25 protein-coding genes and 1 tRNA gene are annotated in these 25,211 nt (G+C 58.4%); 13 read left to right on the plus strand and 13 right to left on the minus strand.

What is annotated here, in order from left to right:
* Window positions 1-3: 3 nt before the first annotated feature.
* Window positions 4-291 (minus strand): GNAT family N-acetyltransferase, encoded by a 288-nt coding sequence (locus LAB08_RS21800; protein ID WP_008057026.1) that lies wholly within the window; start codon window positions 289-291, stop codon window positions 4-6.
* 639 nt (window positions 292-930) lie between these two features.
* On the opposite strand from LAB08_RS21800, the gene oprI reads away from it, so the two are divergent.
* Window positions 931-1,182 (plus strand): outer membrane lipoprotei OprI, encoded by a 252-nt coding sequence (oprI, locus tag LAB08_RS21805; protein WP_003199355.1) that lies wholly within the window; start codon window positions 931-933, stop codon window positions 1,180-1,182.
* A 123-nt stretch (window positions 1,183-1,305) separates the two neighbouring features.
* Here oprI and LAB08_RS21810 read toward each other — a convergent pair whose 3' ends face one another.
* The 3 genes from LAB08_RS21810 to LAB08_RS21820 all read right to left on the minus strand — a co-directional run bounded on the left by LAB08_RS21810 (window position 1,306) and on the right by LAB08_RS21820 (window position 3,358).
* Window positions 1,306-2,277 carry a L,D-transpeptidase family protein gene (locus LAB08_RS21810; protein ID WP_096509756.1) on the minus strand — a complete coding sequence of 324 codons (972 nt, stop codon included), beginning with the start codon at window positions 2,275-2,277 and terminating at the stop codon, window positions 1,306-1,308.
* 125 nt (window positions 2,278-2,402) lie between these two features.
* Window positions 2,403-2,696 (minus strand): hypothetical protein, encoded by a 294-nt coding sequence (locus LAB08_RS21815; RefSeq protein ID WP_096509755.1) that lies wholly within the window; start codon window positions 2,694-2,696, stop codon window positions 2,403-2,405.
* 56 nt (window positions 2,697-2,752) lie between these two features.
* A complete protein-coding gene (locus LAB08_RS21820; protein WP_096509754.1) occupies window positions 2,753-3,358 on the minus strand; it encodes an arylesterase in 606 nt (201 codons plus the stop codon).
* A 10-nt stretch (window positions 3,359-3,368) separates the two neighbouring features.
* Between LAB08_RS21820 and LAB08_RS21825 the strand changes: the two genes are divergently transcribed.
* Genes LAB08_RS21825 through greB form a run of 3 tightly spaced genes read left to right on the plus strand, consistent with a single transcriptional unit; the run spans window position 3,369 to window position 7,088 of the window.
* Window positions 3,369-4,052 (plus strand): ABC transporter ATP-binding protein, encoded by a 684-nt coding sequence (locus LAB08_RS21825; protein ID WP_096509753.1) that lies wholly within the window; start codon window positions 3,369-3,371, stop codon window positions 4,050-4,052.
* Window positions 4,052-6,556 carry an ABC transporter permease gene (locus tag LAB08_RS21830; RefSeq protein WP_096509752.1) on the plus strand — a complete coding sequence of 835 codons (2,505 nt, stop codon included), beginning with the start codon at window positions 4,052-4,054 and terminating at the stop codon, window positions 6,554-6,556. Before LAB08_RS21825 ends, LAB08_RS21830 begins: the two co-directional genes overlap by 1 nt.
* A gap of 34 nt (window positions 6,557-6,590) precedes the next feature.
* Window positions 6,591-7,088 carry a transcription elongation factor GreB gene (greB, locus tag LAB08_RS21835; protein WP_095196793.1) on the plus strand — a complete coding sequence of 166 codons (498 nt, stop codon included), beginning with the start codon at window positions 6,591-6,593 and terminating at the stop codon, window positions 7,086-7,088.
* A 33-nt stretch (window positions 7,089-7,121) separates the two neighbouring features.
* Here the strand turns inward: greB and LAB08_RS21840 are convergent, their stop codons facing one another.
* From LAB08_RS21840 to LAB08_RS21850, 4 genes are all read right to left on the minus strand, one after another.
* Window positions 7,122-7,430, minus strand: a complete 309-nt coding sequence (locus LAB08_RS21840; RefSeq protein WP_096509751.1) for a hypothetical protein — start codon at window positions 7,428-7,430, stop codon at window positions 7,122-7,124.
* Between the two features lie 356 nt (window positions 7,431-7,786).
* Window positions 7,787-8,155: a bacteriocin gene (locus LAB08_RS21845; protein WP_096509750.1), complete on the minus strand. Its 369-nt coding sequence runs from the start codon at window positions 8,153-8,155 to the stop codon at window positions 7,787-7,789.
* A gap of 337 nt (window positions 8,156-8,492) precedes the next feature.
* A complete protein-coding gene (locus LAB08_RS30430) occupies window positions 8,493-8,681 on the minus strand; it encodes a hypothetical protein (RefSeq protein ID WP_096515244.1) in 189 nt (62 codons plus the stop codon).
* A 147-nt stretch (window positions 8,682-8,828) separates the two neighbouring features.
* Window positions 8,829-9,149 carry a YbjQ family protein gene (locus LAB08_RS21850; RefSeq protein WP_096509749.1) on the minus strand — a complete coding sequence of 107 codons (321 nt, stop codon included), beginning with the start codon at window positions 9,147-9,149 and terminating at the stop codon, window positions 8,829-8,831.
* A gap of 402 nt (window positions 9,150-9,551) precedes the next feature.
* Between LAB08_RS21850 and phaR the strand changes: the two genes are divergently transcribed.
* On the plus strand, window positions 9,552-10,073 hold the full coding sequence (gene phaR, locus LAB08_RS21855) for a polyhydroxyalkanoate synthesis repressor PhaR (RefSeq protein ID WP_096509748.1): 522 nt from the start codon (window positions 9,552-9,554) through the stop codon (window positions 10,071-10,073).
* A 34-nt stretch (window positions 10,074-10,107) separates the two neighbouring features.
* On the opposite strand, the gene phaP is transcribed toward phaR, so the two are convergent.
* Window positions 10,108-10,671, minus strand: a complete 564-nt coding sequence (phaP, locus tag LAB08_RS21860; protein WP_096509747.1) for a TIGR01841 family phasin — start codon at window positions 10,669-10,671, stop codon at window positions 10,108-10,110.
* 251 nt (window positions 10,672-10,922) lie between these two features.
* On the opposite strand from phaP, the gene LAB08_RS21865 reads away from it, so the two are divergent.
* Window positions 10,923-13,301 (plus strand): DUF3141 domain-containing protein, encoded by a 2,379-nt coding sequence (locus LAB08_RS21865; RefSeq protein ID WP_096509746.1) that lies wholly within the window; start codon window positions 10,923-10,925, stop codon window positions 13,299-13,301.
* Between the two features lie 14 nt (window positions 13,302-13,315).
* Here LAB08_RS21865 and LAB08_RS21870 read toward each other — a convergent pair whose 3' ends face one another.
* A complete protein-coding gene (locus tag LAB08_RS21870) occupies window positions 13,316-14,443 on the minus strand; it encodes an AraC family transcriptional regulator (protein ID WP_096509745.1) in 1,128 nt (375 codons plus the stop codon).
* Window positions 14,444-14,713: 270 nt separating this feature from the next.
* On the opposite strand from LAB08_RS21870, the gene phbB reads away from it, so the two are divergent.
* The 4 genes from phbB to LAB08_RS21890 all read left to right on the plus strand — a co-directional run bounded on the left by phbB (window position 14,714) and on the right by LAB08_RS21890 (window position 18,893).
* Window positions 14,714-15,460, plus strand: a complete 747-nt coding sequence (phbB, locus tag LAB08_RS21875) for an acetoacetyl-CoA reductase (RefSeq protein WP_096509744.1) — start codon at window positions 14,714-14,716, stop codon at window positions 15,458-15,460.
* 63 nt (window positions 15,461-15,523) lie between these two features.
* Complete coding sequence (locus LAB08_RS21880) at window positions 15,524-16,702, plus strand: acetyl-CoA C-acetyltransferase (protein ID WP_096509743.1); 1,179 nt, start codon at window positions 15,524-15,526, stop codon at window positions 16,700-16,702.
* A 161-nt stretch (window positions 16,703-16,863) separates the two neighbouring features.
* Window positions 16,864-18,567 carry a class I poly(R)-hydroxyalkanoic acid synthase gene (phaC, locus tag LAB08_RS21885; RefSeq protein WP_096509742.1) on the plus strand — a complete coding sequence of 568 codons (1,704 nt, stop codon included), beginning with the start codon at window positions 16,864-16,866 and terminating at the stop codon, window positions 18,565-18,567.
* A gap of 59 nt (window positions 18,568-18,626) precedes the next feature.
* On the plus strand, window positions 18,627-18,893 hold the full coding sequence (locus LAB08_RS21890; protein ID WP_096509741.1) for a hypothetical protein: 267 nt from the start codon (window positions 18,627-18,629) through the stop codon (window positions 18,891-18,893).
* A 109-nt stretch (window positions 18,894-19,002) separates the two neighbouring features.
* Here the strand turns inward: LAB08_RS21890 and LAB08_RS21895 are convergent.
* Window positions 19,003-19,092: transfer RNA gene (locus LAB08_RS21895), tRNA-Ser, on the minus strand.
* Window positions 19,093-19,399: 307 nt separating this feature from the next.
* Here LAB08_RS21895 and LAB08_RS21900 point away from each other — a divergent pair.
* From LAB08_RS21900 to LAB08_RS21910, 3 genes are all read left to right on the plus strand, one after another.
* Window positions 19,400-20,089, plus strand: a complete 690-nt coding sequence (locus tag LAB08_RS21900; protein WP_096509740.1) for a crotonase/enoyl-CoA hydratase family protein — start codon at window positions 19,400-19,402, stop codon at window positions 20,087-20,089.
* A gap of 214 nt (window positions 20,090-20,303) precedes the next feature.
* Complete coding sequence (locus LAB08_RS21905) at window positions 20,304-21,026, plus strand: lysophospholipid acyltransferase family protein (RefSeq protein WP_096509739.1); 723 nt, start codon at window positions 20,304-20,306, stop codon at window positions 21,024-21,026.
* Between the two features lie 143 nt (window positions 21,027-21,169).
* Window positions 21,170-22,141, plus strand: coding sequence for a magnesium and cobalt transport protein CorA (locus LAB08_RS21910; protein ID WP_096509738.1), 972 nt, complete (start codon window positions 21,170-21,172; stop codon window positions 22,139-22,141).
* A 98-nt stretch (window positions 22,142-22,239) separates the two neighbouring features.
* Here LAB08_RS21910 and LAB08_RS21915 read toward each other — a convergent pair whose 3' ends face one another.
* Together LAB08_RS21915 and LAB08_RS21920 are read right to left on the minus strand one after the other, a co-directional pair.
* Complete coding sequence (locus tag LAB08_RS21915; protein WP_096509737.1) at window positions 22,240-22,968, minus strand: amidotransferase; 729 nt, start codon at window positions 22,966-22,968, stop codon at window positions 22,240-22,242.
* Between the two features lie 94 nt (window positions 22,969-23,062).
* Window positions 23,063-25,207, minus strand: a complete 2,145-nt coding sequence (locus LAB08_RS21920) for a 3-hydroxyacyl-CoA dehydrogenase NAD-binding domain-containing protein (protein ID WP_096509736.1) — start codon at window positions 25,205-25,207, stop codon at window positions 23,063-23,065.
* Window positions 25,208-25,211 lie beyond the last annotated feature (4 nt).

Below are 25,211 nucleotides of genomic sequence, written 5' to 3' on the forward strand. Positions count from 1 at the left end.
AAGTCACTGGCTCAGCTTGGCCGCATGCCGCTGGTGACGCTCCATGTAGCGCTCGACGTAGGAACACGATGGGATGACCGTGTAGCCCATTTCCTCGGCGTACTCCAGCGCCTTCTCGGTCAGTGCCGCGGCAATGCCACGGCCGCGCAATGCGTTGGGCACAAATGTGCGATAGATATCCAGGGTCTGTTTCCCCAGATCCATATAAGTCAGGTAGGCACGATGACCGTCCACATTGGTCTCGAACTGATGACCAGCCTGGTCATGGTGGATGGACAACGCCTCGCTCATCACTACTCCTCGCGGGTCTTGAATTCCGACCCCTACCTTACCGATGTTTTTCCGGCGAAGGAACATCTACGCCACCCCGTGCCCGAATGGACACCGAGAAGAGCTACACCGATCTCGCGCAACCGAGCACGTACAAATAGTAGGCACCATTGGCAGAAATGCTCAAGGTGCGCTCGTCATCATGCTGGTTGGCGGGTGCTGCCCCGGGATCACGCAGGGACGGCTCGACCAGTGGTCTCCCAGGGTCGAACGCCTGAACATTGCCGGATGTTGAGACTTGAGACGAACGCCCGTTGTTAAAGTCACCGCAACATGGAGAAAGATATGAGAGGCGTCGCGCAAAATCCGAACAAAAGTGTAGACGAATCCATCTAGACACACTTTAGCCAAGACCGGAAAAAGAGCTGCGGGCACAGGGGAACTTTTCCTGGTCGGCTCGCTCATCTCGGGCCTCCCAGCTGAATATTTTTTAAACAGTGCAGTTAAAAGTTGCTCGAAAAAGAATCAAAGCCTACAATTTTTTTTGCTTCTTGCTTTACGTCAGTTTACTTACGACAAGTAATGGGTAGTATGTACGCCGGCTATTTCCTCAATCTGAGGAGACAGCCACTTAATTGAAAGTCCTTGAAGGGGAACACGATGAACAACGTTCTGAAATTCTCTGCTCTGGCTCTGGCCGCAGTTCTGGCTACCGGTTGCAGCAGCGCATCGAAAGAAACCGAAGCACGTCTGACCGCTACTGAAGACGCAGCAGCTCGCTCCCAGGCTCGTGCAGACGAAGCTTACCGTAAAGCTGATGAAGCTCTGGCTGCTGCTCAAAAAGCACAACAGACTGCTGACGAAGCTAACGAGCGTGCTCTGCGCATGCTGGACAAAGCTAGCCGCAAGTAATAGTCCTTCGGGATTGTTATCAAGCCGACCCATTATTGGGTCGGCTTTTTTATTGCCCGCCGTTTCGTGCAGGCGTAAAAAAACCCGCCGATGCAGCCAGCATCGGCGGGTTCTCTTCAAGCGTTACTGCAGCGGGTCGATCGGTGCACTCGTGACCATCGGCGCCGAGTTGTTCGGCACGGCGATTTCCACCGGCAAGCCGTCTTCGGCAGCAACGACGTCACGTACCACATCCCAGTTCATGCGCAAGTTGTTGGTGATGTCTTCACGCTTGAGCATCGCGTTGATCACCGCGGTGTGCTTGTCGACCACCGACGGGTTGCCCTTGTCGTCCAGTGGCGTGTGCGCCTCCAGGTAGACCTTGCCGCCACTCACCCCGAACTTGTACGGGTCATTGATGATACGAACCGACGTACCCACCGGCACCATGCCGGCCATTTCCAGCACGTTGTTGTTGAACATGCGGAAGCAGCCGTGGCTGGTGCGCATGCCGATGCCGAACTTCTTGTTCGAACCATGGATCAGGTAGCCCGGGGTGCCCAGGGTGAACTTGAACGGCCCCAGCGGGTTATCCGGGCCTGCCGGTACTACGTTTGGCAGCGGATCACCATCGGCGGCGTGCTCGGCCTTGATCGACGCTGGAGGCGTCCAGGTCGGGTTCGGCGTCTTGGCAGTGATGCTGGTGTGGGCAATCGGCGACCCCCAACCTTCACGGCCGATACCCAGCGGGAAGGTGTACACCACATTCTTGCCTTTCGGGTAGTAGTAGAGGCGGTACTCGGCGAGGTTGATGACGATGCCTTCACGCGGGCCCGGCGGCAGGATGAAGCGGGTCGGCAACACGATTTCGGTGCCGGCGCCCGGCAACCAGGCATCGACGCCCGGGTTGGCCGCAACCATTTCCGAGTAGCCAAGATCGTAGGCGGTGCCCAGGTCGGCGAAAGTATCTTCGTACTTGGCCTTGATCACCTGCACCTGGCCGATGATGTCTTCACCGGGCGGAGGCAGGGGAAACTCCAATGCAGCAACGGGACCGGCCACACACAGGGCGGCAAGAGACAGGCAGCGGGTGACGGCAGGAAAGCGCGGCAACATCCGGAAAATCCTTCGCATGATCAACAGAGGTATAAGAATCGGATTGTACACCGCCGTCTGTTATTTCGGGGAGCTCACCGATAGAGCGTGCCATGCAGGGAAAAGATCGCAGCCTGCGGCAGCTCCTACAGCTCGAATCGCAGTTCAGGCCAGATCGGCGAGGTACCGCGCTTTTGCGATTCGAGAATGGCCCGGCACAACGAGCACAGGCGCTGGTCTTGGAAGACCTTGCGATCGACGCTCGACCAACGTGGCTGCGCCGGCAACAGGCTGCCGCACAAAGTCCGGTCAGCCGAACCGCCCAGCTCCAGCTGACGGGTCACCAGATGTACCCGCACTTCCTGGCAGGCGAACAGATCCAGCTGTTCGTCAGGCTCGATCAGTTGGTAGGCAAACAGGGACCAGGCAGGACGCGGCATCGGGGGCTCCAAATCGGGGGCGCCACCTTAGCCGAAAGCCTGCGCGTAGAAAAGTGTCATAACAGCGGTTTTAGCGTAGGCCAGACATTTTCCAGCAACTTGTCCTGAGCCCCGGCCGCCGGGTGGATGCCGTCGGCCTGCATCAGGTCGGGATGACCGCCTACACCGTCGAGGAAAAACGGCACCAGGGGAATTTTCTTTTCTTCGGCAACGTTGCTGTAGGCCTCGGCGAAAGCCTTGGTGTAGCGCGCGCCATAGTTGGGAGGCAACTGCATGCCAAGCAACAGCACCTTGGCACCGCTGGCGCGGGAACTGTCGATCATAGAAGCAAGATTTTGTTGCAATTGCGTTGGCAGCAATCCGCGCAGCCCGTCATTGCCGCCCAGCTCGAGGATGACCAGCTCCGGCTTATGCTCTGCAAGCAGCGCCGGCAGCCGCGCCTGGCCTCCGGCACTGGTGTCGCCGCTGATGGATGCATTGACCACCGTATCGTCAAAACCTTCGCGCTTGAGCCGTTGTTCGAGCAACGACACCCACCCCAGCCGGGTATCCAGTCCGAAACCGGCGCTGATACTATCGCCAACGATCAGGACAGTACCCGCCGCTGCGTTCTGGGCCATGCACATCAAGGCCAGGCCAGCACTCAAAAACCACACACGCATCGGATTCTCCATGGGCGCAAGCATTCTCACCGCGAAGAACCTTAGCAAAGTGGTTCCCAGCGCGGAAGGTGAACTGACCATCCTGCACGAACTCAGCCTGGAACTGAACAAGGGCGACAGCCTGGCCATCGTCGGCGCATCCGGCTCCGGCAAATCCACCCTTCTGGGCCTGCTCGCCGGCCTCGACCTGCCGAGCAGCGGCGAAGTCACCCTCGCCGGGCAGGGCCTGAGCAGCCTCGACGAAGACCAGCGTGCTCGCATCCGCGCCGAGCACGTGGGATTTGTCTTCCAGTCGTTTCAACTGCTCGATAGCCTCAATGCGCTGGAAAACGTCATGCTGCCCCTTGAGCTCGATGGCCGCAAAGATGCCCGTGGTCGCGCCACCGAGCTGCTGCAACGGGTCGGCCTTGGCCAGCGCCTGACCCACTCGCCACGTCAGCTCTCCGGCGGCGAACAGCAGCGCGTGGCGATTGCCCGGGCATTTGCCGCCGAACCCGACGTGCTGTTCGCCGACGAGCCCACCGGCAACCTCGACAGTCACACCGGCGAGCGCATCAGCGACCTGTTGTTCGAACTCAACAAGGAGCGCGGCACGACCCTGGTGCTGGTGACTCACGATGAACGCCTGGCGCATCGCTGCCGGCGCCTGATCCGCCTTGAAGCCGGCCTGCTGGTCGCCCCACTGGAGCCTTGATGGCACGCCTGCCGCTGTTGCGCCTGTTCAGTCTCGCCATCCGCCAGTTGCTGCGTGACGCACGCGCCGGTGAGTTGCGCGTGTTGTTCTTCGCCTTGCTGGTGGCTGTGGCGGCGAGCACCGCCATCGGTTACTTCGGTGCCCGCCTCAACGGTGCCATGATGCTGCGCGCCACCGAGTTCCTGGGTGCAGACCTGCTGCTCGAAGGCAGCTCGCCGGCGCGCCCCGAACAGATAAAGAGCGGCACCGAGCTGGGTCTCGAACATGCGCAGGTGGTGGAGTTCTCCAGCGTCATCGCCACCGACAACGGGATCCAGTTGTCCAGCATCAAGGCTGCCGATGACGCCTACCCGTTGCGCGGCGAACTGAAGAGCGCCCCTGCCCCTTTCGCCCCGGAGGCGTCCGGTGGCGGGCCAAAACCCGGTGAAGCCTGGGTTGAAGCCCGGTTGCTGACCGCGCTCGATCTGAAGATGGGCGACAGCATCGATGTCGGCATGAAAACACTGACACTGGCACGGGTATTGACCTACGAACCCGACCGCGCCGGCAATTTCTACAGCCTGACGCCACGGGTACTGATCAACCTCGACGACCTCGCCGCCACTGGCGTAGTGCAGCCCGGCAGCCGGGTCAGTTACCGGGAGCTCTGGCGCGGCAAGGCCCAGGCGCTGGAAACCTATCGCCAACTGATCAAACCCGGCCTCGCCGCCAACCAACGCATCCAGGATGCCCGCGATGGCAACCGGCAGATCGGCGGTGCCCTGGGCAAGGCTGAACGTTACTTGAACATGGCCAGTCTGGTGGCCGTGTTGCTGGCCGGTGTGGCGGTGGCGCTGTCGGCGACACGATTCGCCACTCGCCGCTTCGATGCCAGTGCATTGTTGCGTTGCCTGGGCTTGTCCCGTCGGGAAACCATGGTGTTGTTCAGCCTGCAACTGACCGTCCTCGGACTGCTCGCCAGTATCAGCGGTGCCTTTATCGGTTGGCTGGCACAACTGGGGCTGTTTGCCTTGCTGCACGACTTGCTGCCGAGCGATGTACCACCGGGCGGCCTGTTTCCAGCCATCGCCGGGATCGGCACCGGGCTGGTGGCGCTGGCCGGTTTTGCCTTGCCGCCGCTGGCGGCGCTGGGCAGGGTTCCACCGTTGCGCGTGTTGCGCCGCGACCTGCTGCCGATACCTTCCAGTACCTGGATGGTCTACGGCGCAGCGCTGGGCGCCCTCGGGTTGATCATGTGGCGCCTGAGCCTGGACCTGGTGTTGACCTTTGCCCTGCTCGGCGGTGGCGTGATTGCGGCACTCGTACTGGGCGGCTTGCTGTTGCTGCTGTTGAAAAGCCTGCGGCGCCTGCTCGCCCGGGCCTCCCTGCCGTGGCGCCTCGGTCTCGGCCAGTTGCTCCGTCATCCGCTGGCAGCCGCGGGACAATCCCTGGCATTCGGCCTGATCCTGCTGTCGATGGCATTGATCGCCTTGCTGCGCGGCGAACTGCTGGACACCTGGCAGAACCAGCTGCCGAAAAATGCACCGAACTATTTTGCCCTGAACATCCTGCCCGCGGACAAGCAGGCGTTTACCGATCGCCTGATCTCAGTGTCGGCGCAATCGGCACCGCTGTACCCGGTGGTGCCGGGTCGGCTGATCAGTATCAACGGCGAACCGGTGCAGCAAATCGTCAGCAAGGATTCGGCCGGTGATCGTGCGGTCCAGCGCGACCTGAGCCTGACCTGGGCCGCCGACCTGCCGGCGGGTAACAGGATCACCGCCGGCAACTGGTGGCCTGAGCAACCGCCAGACGACATTCCCGGTGTGTCGGTGGAGGGCAAAGTCGCCGAAAGCCTGAAACTCAAGCTCGGTGATCACATGGTCTTTACCGTGGGCGGGGTCAATCGCGAGGCGAAAGTCACCAGTCTGCGGGAGATCAACTGGGACAATTTCCAGCCGAACTTCTTCATGATTTTCCAGCCCGGTACCTTGAAGGACCTGCCGGCGACTTACCTGACCAGTTTCTATCTGGCGCCGGGCCATGACCAACAGATCGTCGATCTGTCCCGCAGTTTTCCGGCGGTCACCATTTTGCAAGTCGAAGCCTTGTTGGCGCAGCTGCGCAGCATCCTCGCCCAGGTCACCCTGGCGGTGGAATATGTGCTGTTGTTTGTATTGGCGGCGGGGATGGCGGTGCTGTTTTCCGGCTTGCAGGCAACGCTGGATGAACGCATCCGCCAGGGGGCGCTGTTGCGAGCGCTGGGGGCGGAGCGGCAATTGCTGGTCAAGGCGCGGCGGATCGAGTTCGGTTTGCTCGGTGCCGTCAGCGGTTTACTGGCCGCGCTGGGTTCGGAAGTCGTGAGCCTGGTGTTGTACCGCTATGCGTTCGACCTGCCCTGGCATCCGCATCCATGGCTGCTGGTACTGCCGCTGATCGGTGCGGTACTGATTGGTGGCGCCGGTGTATTTGGCACCCGCCGCGCCTTGAATGCCAGCCCCCTGACAGTCCTGCGCGAGGGTTGATAGACTCAGCCCTTCACTCTTCAAAGAAATCACCATGAGCCGTTATCGCCCTCCCCGCACCGCAGGCACCGCGCTGATCACCCCCGAGGGTGAAGCGCGGATGCGCGCCGAGTTTCATGAGCTCTGGCACGTACGGCGACCGCAAGTGACGCAGTCTGTCAGCGAAGCCGCGGCACAGGGCGATCGCTCGGAAAACGCCGAATACACCTACGGCAAAAAGATGCTGCGCGAAATCGACAGCCGTGTGCGTTTTCTCACCAAACGCCTGGAAGCCCTCAAGGTCGTCAGCGAGAAACCCAGCGATCCGAACAAAGTCTATTTCGGTGCCTGGGTCACCATTGAAGACGAGGACGGCAAAGAGTCACGCTATCGCATCGTCGGGCCGGACGAACTGGATTTGAAACAGGGCCTGATCAGCATCGACTCACCCCTGGCCCGCGCGTTGATCGGCAAGGCACTGGACGCCGAAGTTCGGGTCCAGACACCTACTGGCGAGCAATGTGTGTACATCGTGGCGATCGAGTATCTTTGAGCCGCAGCGCCATGAGCCATGGCGCTCCGGGCCTCAGCGACGGGTAATCAGCCCTTGGCGGGCGACACGGGTCAGTTGCCTGATGACTTCAGGGGCATCTTCGGCGCTGGGCGATTGAATCACCGCCAGATCAAAACTGTCGCTGGCAAATCGAGCCAGGGATTCACCGTCTTCGACAAACTGAATCAGAAAGGCTGCCGGCCCACCGGTGCGACGCGGCCAGCCATCGAGGTAACGCAAGAGCGTTGGCTGATGTTTACCGCCAAGCAGGATTTTTGGATTGCGCTGGGTGAGATGTGCCGTGATCGGCGCGGGACGTACAACGGGGCTTAGTGCATTCATCGTGTCGTGTCTCTGCCTCAAAAGTCTGCATGGCAGGTGAGAGGCAACACCGAACCAGCGCTTTAGCGGTATTTCGAAGCCTGCTCCAGGCTTCTATCGGCAACTGATCGAGTCACCTGGCGCCCCGCAAGTAGCTGTTTAAATCGGCGCATGAGCAGCATCCTAGAGAAGCTGACTGGACAGTGTCAAGAATGACGAATAACAAAAAAGACCGCGCAATCAGACCCTATGAAAGGCAATCCGCCCCGTATTCTGGATAGGGCGCATAAAAAAATGCCCGTATCTTGCGATACGGGCATTTCCTCTAGCCGGCCAGCCTGTTGAGCGAGCCGGGCTTTTGAATGGATCGCTCGGGATCAGTGACGCTTGTGACCGTTGGCCAGGTTGCTGCCTACGCCGCCGCCCAATGCGCCACCCAGGCCTGCGCCGATGGTCGAACCAGTCTTGCCGCCCAGGCTGTTACCGATAACCGAACCACCAGCAGCACCCACGCCGCCGCCGATCGCAGCACTGGTACGGTGGCCTTTTTTGGCAGCAACAGCACTACCCGCCGCGCCTGCCACACCCGCACCAATCGCTGCACCGGTGCTGCCACCCATGCTCTGGCCCACGACGTTACCCAGCGCGCCGCCCAAACCGCCGCCGATTGCGGCAGTACCGTCGCCAGCCATTGCACCTTGAGCAACCAGAAGACCCAGAACCAAAGCAGGCAGAGTGAAACGCATGACAAAAACCTCAAAATAGGGATGAAAATCAAAAGGGTCGAGATTGAAAGCTTTAGAGGAGACAAAGTCCAGACATGCGCGCACTCAACCTCGTAGTTAGCGACGGTTGGACAGCAATTTTGGAAAAGGTTTTATGCCAGGCAAAAAAAAGCCCGCTGGGGAACGGGCAGGGTGTTGCTTTCTAACGGATGAGTTGAGCCTACGTAGGATCTCGTGAAAACTTTGTGAAAAAAAACCCGGCTGAATATTCGTTCACACCGTCCTCAAAAAATAAAAAACAATACGAATCCCAGGCTCAAAAAACCCCGCTCAATGACGGGGTTCGCTTGCTGGTTCATTACTTCCTGACAGGGGCTGTCACCTTGGGCAGAAATTTTCCCTTCTGTACCCGACACGCCCTGGTCTTGATTTTGTCGACCTCGGTCTGGTCTTCGCCGAAGCTGGCTACGTACGCCGTCTGCCCACACTGTACGCAGTTGTTGATCGGAAATTCTGCACCGTCGTCTTCGATATACGGATCAGCCATCTCTTCACCCCTCTTCAAAAGCGGGACCGACACCGGCAAGCCCATTTGCCAAAAAAAATATCGATCACCAAGGCCCTCGAGACTAGCCGGTCATTAATGGACTTGCAGTTCAGATTACCCAATGCCCGACGAATGGACCTGACCTGATCACCTCAGTTTGACGGCCGTTCCAGTCACAAATACCACCACCATTCCACCCTTGCCGGCCGGCATGCTGATCTCAAAATCGAGCCCTATCACCGCATCCGCCTGAAGCGCCCGCGCCCTCTCCTTGATCTCGTCGGTGGCCTGGATACGCGCCTCCTTCAATGCCCGCTCGAGCGTCTGGGAGCGCCCGCCGAAAAAATCCCGCATCCCGGCGAACACATCGCGGATGACGTTGACGCCCTGTACCGACTCGGCGCTGACAATATCCAGGTAGGCGGTGATCTGTCGGCCTTCGATAGCGTGGGTCGTGGTGGTGATCATGGGATTTCCTTGTCGTTCAGAGAGTGAGCCGGTACATCAATACAACTGCAATGGGCATGGATACACCGCGAAAAGCGGCGCGAGGCTGGGACATGGGGGTCGATTCGTTCGAAGGTTGGACAGCGTTGCCCACACTGAATAGATCGCGAAGCCGGGTGAACCTCACCGGTTATGCAAATCCAAAAAACAGCGCTATAAAAGCTGCGTCCTACGCTGCGCTCCTTTGTCCTACATAAGTTTCGGAAGCGCCCTCTCCTCTGCGCTTGCGGGCTCAGCGCTCAAAAGATGAAAGAAGTTCTTACGCTACCCCCTGCGCGTGCCGCGTGAAGCGACGCGCTGGAGTCGCAGTGGTCAGAGTACGATAAGATGCCTGCAAACCAGGCTTGCTGTGAGTAGCCCCGCATGACAGATAACAGTCGGAACACCCCCCGTCTGATCAAGAAGTACCCGAATCGCCGTCTGTATGACACGCACACCAGCAGTCATTTGACCCTTGCGGATATACGCCAATTGGTCGTCGATAGAATCCCGTTCGAGGTGGTCGACGCCAAGACTGGCGAGAATCTGACCCGAAGCATTTTGCTGCAGGTCATCCTGGAAGCCGAAAGTGGCGGTGAGCCAATCTTCTCCAGTGAGATGCTCATGGGGATTATCCAGTTCTACGGTCCCTACCAGAGTGTCCTCGGCAGCTACCTGGATAAAAGCATCCAGACGGTCATCGACATCCAGTCCCAGACCGGCGCTCAGTCGTCTGAAGCCTGGAGTGCATTCATGCACCAGCAAGCACCGGTCATGCAGGATCTGATGCGCCAGTATGTCGACCAGTCAAAAGCCCTCTACATGAACACTCAGAACCTCTTCGGCCTGTTCGGGAGCAAGCCGGGGGCTGGCGGCGGACCAAAAAAAAATGACGATGGGGAATAAACCCATCGTCATCCTGTAACCGTTCTGATCCGGCTTATTTGCTTTCGCTTGTAGCCTTGGCACCAGGAGCGGTTTTGCCGGCTGCGGCGGTTGCTGCGCCAAAACCGCTCTGAGCAGCGTCAGCAGCCTGTTTTACGGCTTTCTGTGCACTTTCAAATACGGTACTGGCATTCGCCAGCGATGACTTGAATCCGGCCACAACAGACTCGGAGCCAGCCGGTGCATTCTTGCTGATCACTTCAACGAACTCTTGCACCTGCTTGGTGCCCGCCTCGACCTGACGCGTGGTCAGTTGGGCAATTTCCGATTGGGTGCCAACAATCAGCGCGTGCACTTGACGATTGAACTCAGCCAGGCGTTCGGCTTGCACATTAGGCTGGGTGAAAGAAGCCTGGAGCTCAGCGAACCCTTGTGGATCACGTACCGCCAGCAGCTTGCGGAAACCGTCGAACTGCTCCTCGGTTGTGGCCTGCAAGGTCTTGAACTGCAATTGGCTGAGCTGCTCAACACTGGAGAAGATTTTGCCGCTGATTTGCTGCAGGAGGTCGAGGTTGGCTTTCTGAGCGTCTTGCAATTTTTCCAAGTTGAAAAAAGACATGCTTGAATCTCCTGATTCTGAAAGGCCGACGTAGGCCTGAGGACGCGATAGCGATCCTGCCGGTCATCGCGTTAGCTTTTATATTGCAGTGCACAAATTCGTTTGGCAATGTTTTTTGTGCGCCGCACAAAAACTTTTTCCCTCCCGCCGCTATTCGCTATAGACTCCTGAAAGGCAAACGGCCGGCCAAGCGCTCTTTGATGATGAGAGGCAGGCAAGCTGCTTCTCATGCATAAAACCAGGAGATCACCATGGGCCAGGAAGATATTATTGCATCGCAATATGACAGACTTTCCTCTCAACGCGGCCTGTTCGAACACCTGATTCATCTGCAGCGCCTCAATACGCTGAACTTCCTTATTGCTTGTCGTCAGCGCCAGGAAAAAACCCTCGCACCTCTGAAGCGGGGTCAACTCAGACAACCTACGCCCGCTGAATGGCAGGAATATGTCACGGACTTCGGCCAACGTTGCCTGCTGTTTTGGGACACCCTGCGCCAACGCGGCGACAATACGCTGGCCCATGAACGCGCCGGGTATCCGCTGCTGCTCAAGTTCGCTCATGAAACCCTGATCGCAGGCTCCGAGCTCCCGCACCCGGTCAACTATTCACTGCTGCGCATCCTCCCCGGACCCGGGCAAGAAATCGACAGCAACGCCCGGCCGGTGATCATCATTGACCCACGCGGCGGCCACGGCTCGGGAATCGGCGGTTTCAAACAGGATTCGGTATTAGGTGAAAGCCTCAGAGCCGGCCACCCCACCTATTTCATCTCTTTCAGTCACTCACCACAGCCTGGGCAAACCCTGGCCCATATCGCCGAAGCCCAGGCCCGGTTCATCGAAGTCGTCGGCGCCCTACACCCGGCCAACAGCAAGCCGATTATCATTGGTAACTGCCAAGCCGGCTGGGCCTTGATGGGACTGGCGGCAACGCGACCGGAACTGCCGGGATTGATCATTATCAATGGTGCCCCCCTGTCGTACTGGGCCGGTGTCAATGGACGCAATCCGATGCGCTATACCGGTGGCCTGCTGGGTGGTGGCTGGTTGGCTCGCCTGGGCAGCGACCTGGGCAACGGCCGTTTTGACGGTAGCTGGCTGGTCAGCAATTTCGAAAACCTGGACCCGGCCAACACTTATTGGGGCAAGTACTACCAGTTGTTCAGCCAGGTCGACAGCGAGGCTGCGCGCTTTCTCGACTTCGAACGCTGGTGGGGCAGCCCGACCCTGCTCAATGGCGAAGAAATCGAGATGATTGTCGACGATCTTTTCATTGGCAACCAATTGTCCGGCGGACTCGATCGCAAGAGCAGCGGTATCGACCTGAAACGGATCGAAGTACCGGTGGTGGTGTTCTGCTCCTACGGCGACAACATCACCCCTCCCCAGCAGGCATTGAACTGGATCACAGATGTCTATCCCAGCGATCTCGCGTTGCATGAGGCAGGCCGCACCATCGTCTATCTTCGGCACGCCAGCATCGGTCATTTAGGTATTTTCGTCTCCGGCAAGGTGGCGCGGCGTGAACACCGGGAGTTGCTCGGCGCGGTCGAAGCCATCAATGCGCTGCCGGCAGGTCTGTATGAGATGCTGATTGACGATCTGCCGGCCCCTTCAGACAGCCATGACGTGCAATACCGAGTGCAATTCGAATCAAGGCGAATCGCCGATATACACGACGACATCGAGCCGGCCCGTGATGACGATCGCGAATTCTCTCTGGTAGAGCGCATCTCTGAAATCAACAGCGCGTTTTACGACGGGTTCATACGTCCATGGCTGCGTCCGATGGTCAATGAACCCGTTGCCGAATTGATGCGCAGGACGCACCCCTTCCAACAGCAGCGGTTGCTATGGAGCAGCCTGAATCCGGCGCTGTGGTGGTTGGCCGGGAGCACATCCAAAGTCACCAGTGATCGTCGTCCCGCACGCAAAGACAACCCGTTGCTGGCTTGGCAGGAACTGTTCTCCAACCAGATGCAGGACACCCTGAATGCGTACCGCGATGCGCGTGATGCCACTCAGGAGCTGTGTTTTTACGGAGTTTATGGCGCACTGAATGCCCTCACCGGCAACAAGCCTGCGCGAAATCTCCAGGCACATGCCGACCGGCAGGACCAGGCCCTGATCGAACGCCTGCAGGATTCGCTACCCCATGGCGGCCCCCTGGAAGCCTTGGTGAGGATTCTGTTTTTGCTGGGCCGCGACAGCGACAAGGCGGGCAAGGAAAGCATCGAAAAACTGATCCAGCAGGTGCATCGGCTGGTCCAGGACTACAGCGATGAGCCCACGGCCCTGCGTGAGGCCATCCGCTTGCAGAACCTGCTGGTTTTTGCTCACCCGCAAGAAAGTTTGCGCACCCTCCCCTTGTTGCTCCCAGAGGCAAAGGAACGCCAACAGGTCCTGACAGCCGTTGGGCAAATGATGCCTGAACTGCTGGCAACCACTGGAGCAAAAGGCGAACTCTGCCGTGAGCTCCACGCGCTGCTCGAAGTCCCCCTGCCGGGCTTTGGCCTGACCCAACCGCCCAGTGAAACAGTTGTCACCCCGAGGCCCGCTCCCGCCATCGTCGCTAAAGCCCCGAAACACAAAGCGAGCAGAAAGACAAAAGGCCCCAAACCTCAATAAACCTTCACAAGGGATTAGCGGTGTATCCGTTCGGCGTAAACGTTGGCGAAACCTGCGACCGTATGATCCCTGTACAGGTCGACGGGGTTTATGGGGCGGACCGGCGCGACTTCTTCGACCACAGGCGACAACTCGTCGGTTCGATACTGGCCGGGGGTCATACCGAACCAACGGATGCATGCCTTATGGAAGCTGCTGTGATCATGAAAGCCGAGCAGGCTTGTCACATGCTTCAAGTTGAAATGAGAATGGCGCAAATAGAAGTCAGCCATCTGCCGGCGCACATCGTTCAGGACGTCCTTGAATTGCGTGCCATCCTTCTCAAGGCCTCGCTGAAGCGTTCGCTTGCTGATGTTCAGTGCCGCCGCAATCGATTCCATATCACATTGCCCCTGGCCTTGCCCCTGACTCAAGCGCTCGGTAATCAGCGCGCGAATCCTGCCAACGATAGAGCAACCGGACAACAGGTCCAATTGAGCCACGGCATAACTGTCATGGAGGGTGGCCAACGCCTCGTTGGCCATGCTCAAAGGACTCAGAAGCTCCTGGCCATCGAACAAGATGCTGTCATACGCCGCCCCGAACCTCAGCGGACAGCCAAAAAGCCGTTGATGCTCCGACGTGTCTTCAGGTTCGGGATACGCGAACTCCACACTCAAAGGTCGCGGTGACTTGCCACCTGCCAGCCAATGGCAGAAACCCAGCAGCGAAGACAAACCTGCATCCGTATATTGCCGGGGTTTGACCGAGCCCGGTTGCTGATGCTCGAGGCTGGCCAGTCGGTAATGCTGCTGCTCCTGGACCAGGAAAAGGCTGAATCCGGTACTGATCAACGGGCTGAAACGAACCAGACGCTCAAGCGCCCTTTTCAGGTTCGAACTGGACATCATCGTGTAGCCCACGATCTGAAAACTGCTGGGATGGAAATTCCCGTAGGCTTTCAAACCGATGTTCGGGTCATCCGAAGCCTGAGCAGCCAAATCCCAAAGACGATAGATCGTACTTCGATCCCAGCATGCTCCCGGTTTATTCACGAACCTGGTATCCAGCCCCGCTTCCTCGCACAGACGGGCAACGTCCAGTCCTTGGGCCAAAAACGTATTCGCCAGCATGCTGGCATAACCTGAACTCATTTTATACATGGCGTCCTCATTGACCTGTGGAACCGAACGTCCTGTTCGGAGCCGATACTGACATGCGTTGAACATATTTCAATAATGTTTCACAAATATTAACTATCCGTTGAGTTTCAGAAATTGATCCAAGTAGGGTAACCCGTCATTTTTTGCCAGCAAGCCAGAACACCCGCGTGGCACCGATGGACAGGAAATCGTCACCTTCAAACACTTCCGCACGCCCCGTCGATATCGAACAATCCTCTCTCCTGCAGCGCAAAAAAACGGAGTAGATGTATGGAATCGCGTAGTCGTATTGCTGTGGTAACGGGTGGTATGGGCGGTATCGGTACGGCAATCAGCCAACGTCTATACAAGGAAGGATTCAAGGTAATCGTCGGCTGCAGCTCTGATTCCAGCCGCAAGGACGACTGGGCTGCCAGCCAGCGCGAGGCCGGTTATGAGTTCGAGTTCATCTATGGCGACGTCACCGATTGGGAGACCACTCGCAAGGCTTTCGAGATGGCTCGTGAACAATTCGGCCCGATCGATGTGCTGGTCAACAACGCTGGCATCACTCGCGACGCCTCCTTTCGCAAGCTCACCCCGGAAGACTGGAACAGCGTGATCGGGACCAACCTGACGGGCTTGTTCAACACCACCAAGCAGGTCATTGAAGGCATGTTGGCCCAGGGTTGGGGGCGAATCATCAATATCTCCTCGATCAACGGTCAGCGCGGCCAGTTCGGTCAGACCAACTACTCCGCCGCCAAGGCCGGCATCCATGGTTTCACCATGGCACTGGCCCGGGAAGTCTCCGGCAAGGGCGTGACCGTCAATACCGTTTCCCCAGGCTACATCCAGACCTCCATGACGGCGGCCATTCGCCCGGACATTCTCGAAGGCATGATCGCGGGAATACCGGTGGGCCGCCTTGGCCAACCCGAAGAGATCGCCTCAATCGTGGCGTGGCTGGCTTCCGATGAGTCCGCCTACAGCACCGGTGCCGACTTCTCCTTGAACGGCGGCATGAACATGCAATAACCCTGATCAGGGCAGCAATGCCCTGGTTTGCTCGACGAATTTTGTCTTTCCATGAGGTCACGCATGAACGAAGTCGTAATCGTTGCCGCTACTCGTACCGCCATTGGCAGTTTCCAGGGTTCTTTGTCTGCAATTCCCGCGACCGAGCTGGGCGCCGCAGTGATTCGCAACTTGCTGGAGCAGACGGGTCTCGATGCTGCTCAGATTGATGAAGTGATCCTGGGCCAGGTTCTCACTGCCGGCGCCGGACAAAACCCGGCACGCCAGACAGCGATCAAGGCCGGCTTGCCAAACACCACACCTGCCCTGACCTTGAACAAGGTCTGCGGCTCCGGCCTCAAGGCGGTCCATCTCGCCGTCCAGGCAATCCGTTGCGGTGACGCGGAACTGGTGATTGCCGGCGGTCAGGAAAACATGAGCCTGGCCCCCTATGTTCTGCCCAAGGCACGTACCGGCCTGCGCATGGGCCATGCGCAACTGCAGGACAGCATGATCCAGGATGGCCTGTGGGACGCTTTCAACGACTACCACATGGGTATCACCGCCGAGAATCTGGCGCAGAAGTACGAGATCTCTCGTGAAGCACAGGATGCCTTCGCTGCCGCCTCGCAACAGAAGGCCGCCGCCGCCATTGAGGGCGGGCGTTTCCAGAGCGAAATCACCCCGATCCTGATTCCTCAGCGCAAGGGCGAACCGCTGGTCTTCGACACCGACGAACAGCCACGTGTCGACAGCACTGCGCAAGCCTTGGCGAAACTCAAACCTGCTTTCCAGAAAGACGGCAGCGTGACCGCCGGCAACGCGTCGACCCTCAACGATGGTGCGGCCGTGCTGTTACTGGCCAGCGCGGCTAAAGCACAAGCGCTTGGCCTTCCGGTACTGGCACGGATCAAAGCCTATGCCAGCGCCGGTGTGGACCCGTCAATCATGGGCATCGGTCCGGTCCCGGCTACACGCCTGACCCTGCAAAAAGCCGGCTGGAGTGTCGAGGACCTCGACCTGATCGAAGCCAACGAAGCCTTCGCCGCCCAGGCGCTGGCGGTTGGCAAAGAGATGGGTTGGGACACCAGCAAAGTCAACGTCAACGGCGGTGCAATCGCCCTTGGTCATCCGATCGGCGCGTCGGGGGCACGGATTCTGGTGTCGCTGGTGCACGAACTGGTCCGTCGCGATGGAAAGAAGGCGCTGGCCACACTGTGCATCGGTGGCGGACAAGGCGTAAGCCTGGCCATCGAGCGCTAACCAACGGCATCTGAATAAGCCAATGCGCGGGCTTGCGACCCTTGCTCCGCGCATCAGATTGGCGTCAATCAATGCAGCCCGCATTCCTGCCGTCGCTATGCCGGAGTCCGGCAAAGCGCGGCTTTTTTCTGCCCGGCTCATCGGTAGGGGCAAGGAACTTTATGGACAATAACGCGCATACATTCACCACCTATTGGTCAGGCCAGGTTCCGTTCATCGCGTCCTATGCAGTGCAACAATTGCGCCTGTGGGTCAGCACCAATCCCTGGTTTTCCGGGCATGAGCACGGTGCCTGGTTCGACCTGCCTCGCGAAACCCTGGACAGCCTGCAAATGGACTACCAGGTTCAATGGGGCCAACTCGGCCAAAAATTGCTGACCGGCCAACCCTTCAGTTTCGATGATCGACGCTTCGCCAGCGGCAACTGGAGCGACCCACTGTTCGGCTCCCTCGCTGCGTTTTACCTGCTCAACTCCAGCTTTCTCCTGAAACTGCTCGACAAACTGCTGATCAACGAAAAGAAACCGCGCCAACGCCTGCGCTATCTGGTCGAGCAAGCCATTGCCGTCAGTGCGCCAAGCAATTTTCTGGTCAGTAACCCTGACGCGCTGCAGCGTGTGGTCGAGACTCAAGGTGCCAGCCTGCTCACAGGGATGCAGCATCTGGCCAGCGACATGAACGAAGGCAAAATGCGTCAGTGTGATAAAGATGCCTTCAAGGTTGGCATCGATCTGGCCAACACCCCTGGTGAAGTCGTCTTCGAGAATCACCTGTTCCAGCTGATTCAGTACTACCCGCAAAGCGAAACCCAGTACCGGCACCCGGTATTCGTCGTACCGCCTTCGATCAACAAGTACTACATCCTTGACCTGCGTCCGGACAACTCGATGGTCCGCCACCTGCTGGAAAAGGGACATCCCGTATTCCTGGTGTCCTGGCGCAACTTTGACCAGGAACACGCTGGCACCACCTGGGATGACATGATTGAGCACGGGGTGATCAACGCCCTGCAAGTGACCCGCGAGATCAGTGGCCAGCAGCGACTCAATTGCGTGGGTTTCTGCATCGGCGGCACCCTGTTGAGCACTGCACTGGCCGTACTCGCTGCACGTGGCGACAGAGAGATCGCCAGCGTGAGCCTGCTCACCACGTTCCTTGATTACCTCGATACCGGCCCCATCGACGTCTTCGTCGATGAAGAGCTGGTGGCGTACCGCGAGCGCACAATCGGCGGCAAGAATGGCCCTATCGGTCTGTTTCGTGGCGAGGACATGGGCAATACCTTCTCCCTGCTGCGCCCCAACGAATTGTGGTGGAACTACAACGTCGACAAATACCTCAAGGGACAAAAGCCGATTCCCCTTGATCTGCTGTACTGGAATAACGACAGCACCAACTTTCCGGGCCCGATGTACTGCTGGTACCTGCGCCACACCTATCTGCAAAACGATTTGAAATCAGGCGAGCTGGAATGCTGCGGGGTCAAGCTGGATTTGCGTGCAATTGACGCTCCCGCTTACATCCTCGCCACCCATGACGATCACATCGTGCCCTGGAAAAGCGCCTACGCCAGCACCAACCTGCTCTCCGGTGCCAAGCGTTTCGTATTGGGCGCTTCAGGGCATATCGCCGGCGTCATCAACCCACCGGCCAAGCAGAAGCGTCATTACTGGACCAATAATCGGGTCACGAAAAACCCGGAGACCTGGTTCAAGAATGCCGAGCAGCAACCCGGTAGCTGGTGGAATGATTGGTTCAACTGGCTGGAGGGACACTCCGGCGAGCGCCAACCCGCGGTAGCGCACACAGGGAATGACAAATTCCCGCCTCTGGAACCGGCGCCAGGCAGGTATGTAAAACAGTGAAGACTGCTATGGGCCAGAGCTCGGCACATCATTTGTTTGGGTACAAGGAGAGACGACTGATGAGCACCCCGCTGCGCATCAACGAAGCACTTTTGATTGCAGGCCACGCACTCGAACCTTTTCAATGCGTCGCCTGGGCTCCACAAGACGGTAATGGCGAACTGAGCCTCACTGTCGTCGACCGGGCCAACACACGTATATGTCGCAAACAGATACCAAGCAGCGCCTATTCCGACCCGGCGCAGCTGGAAAGCCTGCTGGAAGAGGTGCGCGCCAAGTTGAGCCAGGAAGGCTACACGCTACAATCCTGGACGATGCCAGAGTAAGCACTTTCGCGGATTACTACCGGTGATCCGCCCAAGGTATGAACTGGATTTTTTTTAGAAACGCAGAAACGAAAAAGCCCCGAATAATCGGGGCTTTTTCGTTTAAATGTGGCGGTGAAGGAGAGATTCGAACTCTCGATACAGTTTCCTGTATACACACTTTCCAGGCGTGCTCCTTAAGCCACTCGGACACTTCACCGTATCTCTTCAAACAAGTTCTGTCTGTCGAGGCGCGCTAATGTAGTCGAAAGCTTTTCTGATGGCAAACATTTTTTCAGAATTTTCATGCGCTTAACGCAATTAGTCGTTTCGAGCCGGTCAGGGCAATGGCAAACCGGCCAATCTCTGGCTTCGCACACACGACTATATAGAGGGCAATGTGCCGCTGGCAGGGCGGGCTACGCTTGGCGGGCGGGCAAAGGGTGACTGGCGGGTCAGTCATGGCGCTTTACCTGGCCTGAGACGGTGGGTAACTTCTGCCCAACTTTATTGAAAGGAATAGCGTCATGAGTGAGTTGATTTCCTACCATCTCGAAGACGGTATCGCGACCCTGACCCTGAGCAATGGCAAGGTCAATGCCATTTCTCCGGACGTGATTGCAGCCTTCAACACGGCGCTGGATCAGGCGGTGACTGATCGTGCGGTGGTGATCATTACCGGTCAGCCCGGGATTCTCTCGGGCGGTTACGATTTGAAGGTGATGACGTCCGGCCCTAAAGAAGCCGTGGCGCTGGTAACTGCCGGCTCGACGCTGGCCCGCCGCCTGTTGTCTCACCCGTTCCCGGTAATCGTGGCCTGCCCCGGCCATGCGGTTGCCAAAGGCGCATTCCTGCTGCTGTCAGCCGACTACCGCATCGGTGTCGACGGCCCGTTCAGCATTGGCCTGAATGAAGTGCAGATCGGCATGACCATGCACCACGCCGGTATCGAGCTGGCCCGTGATCGACTGCGCAAGTCGGCATTCCACCGTTCGGTGATCAACGGTGAAATGTTCAATCCACAGACTGCGGTGGATGCCGGCTTCCTTGACCTGGTGGTGTCGGCGGAAGAACTGCAAGGCGCGGCATTGGCAGCGGCTCGTCAGTTGAAGAAGATCAACATGACCGCACACAAGAACACCAAGCTGAAAGTCCGCAAGGCACTGCTGGACACCCTGGATAACGCGATCATTCTGGATCAGGAGCATTTGGGTTAAGCCCCAACCTGCTTCAACGAAAAGCCCGACCGTCGTGTCGGGCTTTTTCGTACCTACCCTGTTGAAAAGCCGGCAACCGCTCTAGAACGCGTCTCACCCATCAGCCGGAAACATGTGCTTAAACATCGGCTATCTCCCGCTTCTTTAGCGGCAATTGCCGAAAACAGTGCACATCCGTACACTGCGCCACCTTTTGTCCCGGTGGGGCCTGAAAATGCTGTTTGTTTTACGTATGTCATTGATGGGCCTGCACTTTATTGTCGCGGGTGTGCTGGGCGTGATGCTCGGCCTGTGCCGCCCGTTCAATCCGGATAACAGTCGTCTGTGCGCGCGTCTGTATGCGTGGCCGGCGATGTGTATTTTGCGTTTACGGGTGAAGGCCGATGTCGGGCCGCTGATGGATAAACCCGACAGTTGCGTGATCATTGCCAACCACCAATCCAACTACGATCTGTTTGTATTCGGTAACGTGGTGCCCCGCCGTACCGTGTGCATCGGTAAAAAGAGTCTGAAATGGGTGCCATTGTTCGGTCAGTTGTTCTGGCTGGCCGGTAATGTACTGATCGACCGTGGCAATGCACAGAAAGCACGCCAGTCGATGGTGACCACCACCCACACGCTGCAAAACCAAGACACCTCGATCTGGGTCTTCCCGGAAGGCACGCGCAATCTGGGCGAAGAGCTGTTGCCGTTCAAGAAAGGCGCCTTCCAGATGGCCATCGCGGCCGGGGTTCCGATCGTGCCGGTGTGCGTCAGCAGTTACGTCAAACACATGCGCTTGAATCGCTGGCGCAGTGGGAAAATTCTGATTCGCTCGTTACCGGCCATTCCCACCGCCGGCTTGAGTCTGGACGACATGCCCATGTTGATTGCCCAGTGCCGCGAACAGATGCGCGAATGCATCGACTCGATGGACCGGCAACTGCAAGCCGCTTGAATGAAACCCGCCCTGTGCGGGTTTTCTTTTGCCCGAAAACCGCGCAGATTTCACTGACGCTCCAGCAGCAGACAAGGCTAAGCTGAGTAACGCCCGCTACTTTTTGCTAATGAACGCCTGCTAATAAGAAGTGAATCACCATCATGGGTAGAGTTGTTGCTGCTGCGGTTTACAGCGCTGGCAAGAGAGTCACCAATATCACCCTCGACGAAGGCGCGGCCTGGGCTGCAAAGCCGGGGCATTTTGTCTGGATCGGCCTTGAAGAGCCGAGCGCCGAGGAACTGTACAACCTGCAACGCCAGTTCAACCTGCACGAACTGGCCATCGAAGACGCCCTGGAAAAACACAGTCGACCGAAACTGGAAACCTTCGGCGATGCGCTGTTCATCGTCACGTATTCCCCCATTCGGGAAGAAGGCAAACTCAAGTTCATCGAGACCCATATCTTTGCCGGCAAGGGCTACATCATTACCGCTCGCAACGGTCACTCGGCGTCCTACGCCTATGTCCGACAGCGTTGTGAGGCGCGCCCTCTGCTGCTTGAGCACGGAGAAGATTTCGTACTCTATGCCATCCTCGACTTCGTGATTGAAAACTACCAGCCGATGGGTGAAGCGATTCATGCCGAGATCGATGAGCTGGAACGCAACGTCCTGTGCGGCACGCTGAACGAACGCGATATCCAGGACCTGCACAGCCTTCGCCGCGATGTGTTGCGCCTGCGCCGTTACGCAGCACCGATGGTGGAGATCGGCGAAGAGCTGCAAAAACTGAGCTTTCCATTCATCGACAAGAACATGCGCCCGTATTTTCGCGATGTGCAGATTCACGTCACACGGCAGATGGAAGACCTGACCACCCTGGCGGACATTGCCAGCCAGACGATTGAAGTCGGGGTGTTGCTGGAGGCGTCACGCCAGAGCGTGGTTCAGCGCAAGTTTGCCGCGTGGGCGGCGATCCTGGCGTTCCCGACGGCGGTAGCGGGGATTTACGGGATGAACTTCCAGAACATGCCCGAGCTAAGCTGGCATTACGGCTATTTCGCGGTGCTGGGGTTTATTACCGTGGGGTGTGTGGCTTTGTGGGCGAGTTTCAAGAAATCGGGGTGGCTGTAGGGCTGTGTGCTTCCAGTGAAAAACAGTCGCCTCATTCGCGAGCAGGCTCGCTCCCACAATCGATCGAGTTTCAAATGTGGGAGCTGCTCGCGAAGCTTTTAGCCTTTAACCGATTCTGGCTTGTGCGCCACAAACCGCATCATCCACTCGGCCACCGTGGCGCCGTGATGCTCACTTTCCAGGCTCGCGATACCCTTCGAATACACCTGCTCGCCCAGCGCTTGCTGACGAATTTCCAGCAAGGCCCGGGAATAGTCGTGAATGAACTCCGGATGACCCTGGAAGCACAGCACCTGGTCGTTGATGTGATACGCGGCATACGGGCAGAAATCGCTGGAGGCGATCACCGTGGCGTTTTCCGGCAGTGAGGTCACCTGGTCCTGGTGGCTGATCAGCAGGGTCAGCTCTTCGCGCACAGGATTCATCCACGGCGCCTTGGCAGCGAGTTTGTAATTGTGGGTACCGACACCCCAGCCCTGGCTCGCCCGTTCGCTCTTGCCGCCCAGCAACAGCGCCAGCAACTGATGGCCAAAGCATACGCCCAACAGTTTGTCGCCACGCTTGTAGCGGGTCAGCAGATATTCCTTGAGGGTCTGGATCCACGGGTCGGTGCCGAAGGAATCAGCCTTGCTGCCGGTGACCAGGTAGGCATCGAAGGTCAGGTCATCGCTGGGATAGTCACCCTGTACCACGTTGTAGATAGTGAATTCAGCGGCAATGGGTTGCTGCGAAAACAGGCGCTTGAACATCTGCCCGTAGCCCTGATATTGGTCGACCAATTCCGGACGCAGGTTGTCGGTTTCGAGAATGCAGATGCGTAACGACATAAAAAATACCTGACACGTGATGGGAATAATGCACACCCCAGAGCCTGCCTTGAAACACCGTGACAAGGCAAGCCCCGCGATGCGTCACTAATCCCTAAAACGTCTCCCCTTTGGCGGCTTTCTCCAGCAGCAATGCCGGTGGCGCGAAGCGCTCGCCGTATTGTCCGGCCAGGTACTGGGCGCGGGCGACGAAGTCCTTGACCCCGTATTGATTGATGAACTGCAGCGCACCGCCGGTCCAGGCAGCGAAACCGATGCCGAAAATCGAACCGACGTTGGCATCCGCCGTCGAGGTCAGCACGCCCTCCTCCACACAGCGCACGGTTTCGATGGCTTGCACGAACAGCAGGCGATCACGTACGTCCTTGGGCGAAATCTGCCCGTCGGCCTTTTCAAAGCGGGTTTTCAATTGAGGCCACAGATGTTTCTGGCCACCCGCCGGATACTCGTAGAAACCGCCTCCCGCCGCCTTGCCCGGACGCTTGTATTCGTTGAGCAGCAAGTCGATCACGGCAAATGCCGGATGCTCGACCAGCGGCTTGCCTTCGGCCTGCAAGTCTTTGGCGGTTTGCTGGCGGATATGGCTCATGAGGCTGAGGGACACTTCGTCGGAGATCGCCAGCGGTCCGATGGGCATGCCGGCCTTGCGCGCCTCGGTCTCGATCATTGGCGCACTGACGCCTTCACCCAGCATTGCGATGCCTTCATTGGTAAACGTGCCGAACACCCGCGAGGTGAAGAAGCCACGGCTGTCGTTGACCACAATCGGGGTTTTCTTGATTTGCAGGACGAAATCGAAGCCGCGAGCCAGGGTCTCATCGCTGGTGTGATTGCCCTTGATGATTTCCACCAAGGGCATTTTGTCCACAGGACTGAAGAAATGCAGACCGATGAACTTGCTCGGGTCCGGCACCGCCGTGGCCAGGCCACTGATCGGCAGGGTCGACGTGTTGGAGGCGATCACCGCATCCGCACCGACGACTTTTTGTGCGGCCAGGGAGACCTTGGCCTTCAGCTCACGGTCTTCAAATACGGCTTCAATGATCAGATCGCAACCGGCCAGATCGGCATCGCTTTCGGTGGTATGAATGCGCGCCAGAACGGCTTCGCGCTGCTCGCTGTTCATTTGACCGCGCGCCACTTTCTTGTCCAGCAGCGCTGCCGAGTGTGCCTTGCCCTTCTCGGCAGCCGCCAGGCTGATGTCCTTGAGTACCACCTCGATACCGGCCGACGCGCTGACAAACGCTATGCCCGCGCCCATCATTCCGGCGCCGAGTACGCCGACTTTCCGGGTGACGTACGGAGCGATTCCCTGCGGCCGCGAGCCTCCGGCATTGATTTCGTTGAGCTGGAACCAGAAAGTACCGATCAGGTTTTTCGAGATCTGACCGGTGGTTAACTCCGTGAAGTAGCGGGTTTCAATCAGGTGCGCCGTGTCGAAATCCACTTGCGCGCCTTCCACCGCGGCACAGAGGATCTTCTCCGGCGCCGGCATGCAACCCTGGGTTTTGCTGCGCAGGATCGACGGCGCAATGGCCAGCATCTGTGCGACCTTGGGGCTCGACGGCGTACCACCGGGAATCTGGTAACCCTTCACATCCCAGCGCTGCACGGCGGTCGGGTTGGCGATAATCCAGGCGCGGGCCTTGGCCAGCAGTTCGTCCTGATCCGCCGCCAACTCATCGATCAGCCCCGCCTGCAACGCCTGTTGCGGCCGTACTTTTTTACCTTCGAGCAGATACGGCAGGGCTTTTTCCAGGCCAAGCATGCGCACCATGCGCACCACCCCGCCGCCGCCCGGCAGCAAGCCGAGGGTCACTTCCGGCAAACCGAGTTGCACCGATGGGTTGTCCAGCGCCACGCGGTGATGGCAGGCCAGGCAGATTTCCCAACCGCCGCCGAGCGCCGCGCCATTGATCGCCGCAACCACCGGTTTGCCGAGGGTTTCCAGGGTGCGCAATTGCCCTTTGAGGTTCAGCACCATGTCGTAAAAGGCTTTGGCTTGCGGTTTGCCGACCTTGATCAACTCATTGAGGTCGCCGCCGGCAAAGAAGGTTTTCTTGGCCGAAGTGATGATGACGCCGGCAATGGCGTCCCGATCGGCCACCAGGCGGGCCACGCAGTCGGCCATGGCGTCGCGGTACACCGCGTTCATGGTGTTGGCGCTCTGGCCCGGCATGTCGATGGTCAGGACGACAATCTGGTCCTGGCCTTTTTCGTAACGAATGGCTTGGGTCATGAAA

It is taken from the genome of Pseudomonas izuensis (assembly GCF_002356535.2).
In the GTDB taxonomy this organism is placed as follows: Bacteria; Pseudomonadota; Gammaproteobacteria; order Pseudomonadales; family Pseudomonadaceae; genus Aquipseudomonas; species Aquipseudomonas izuensis.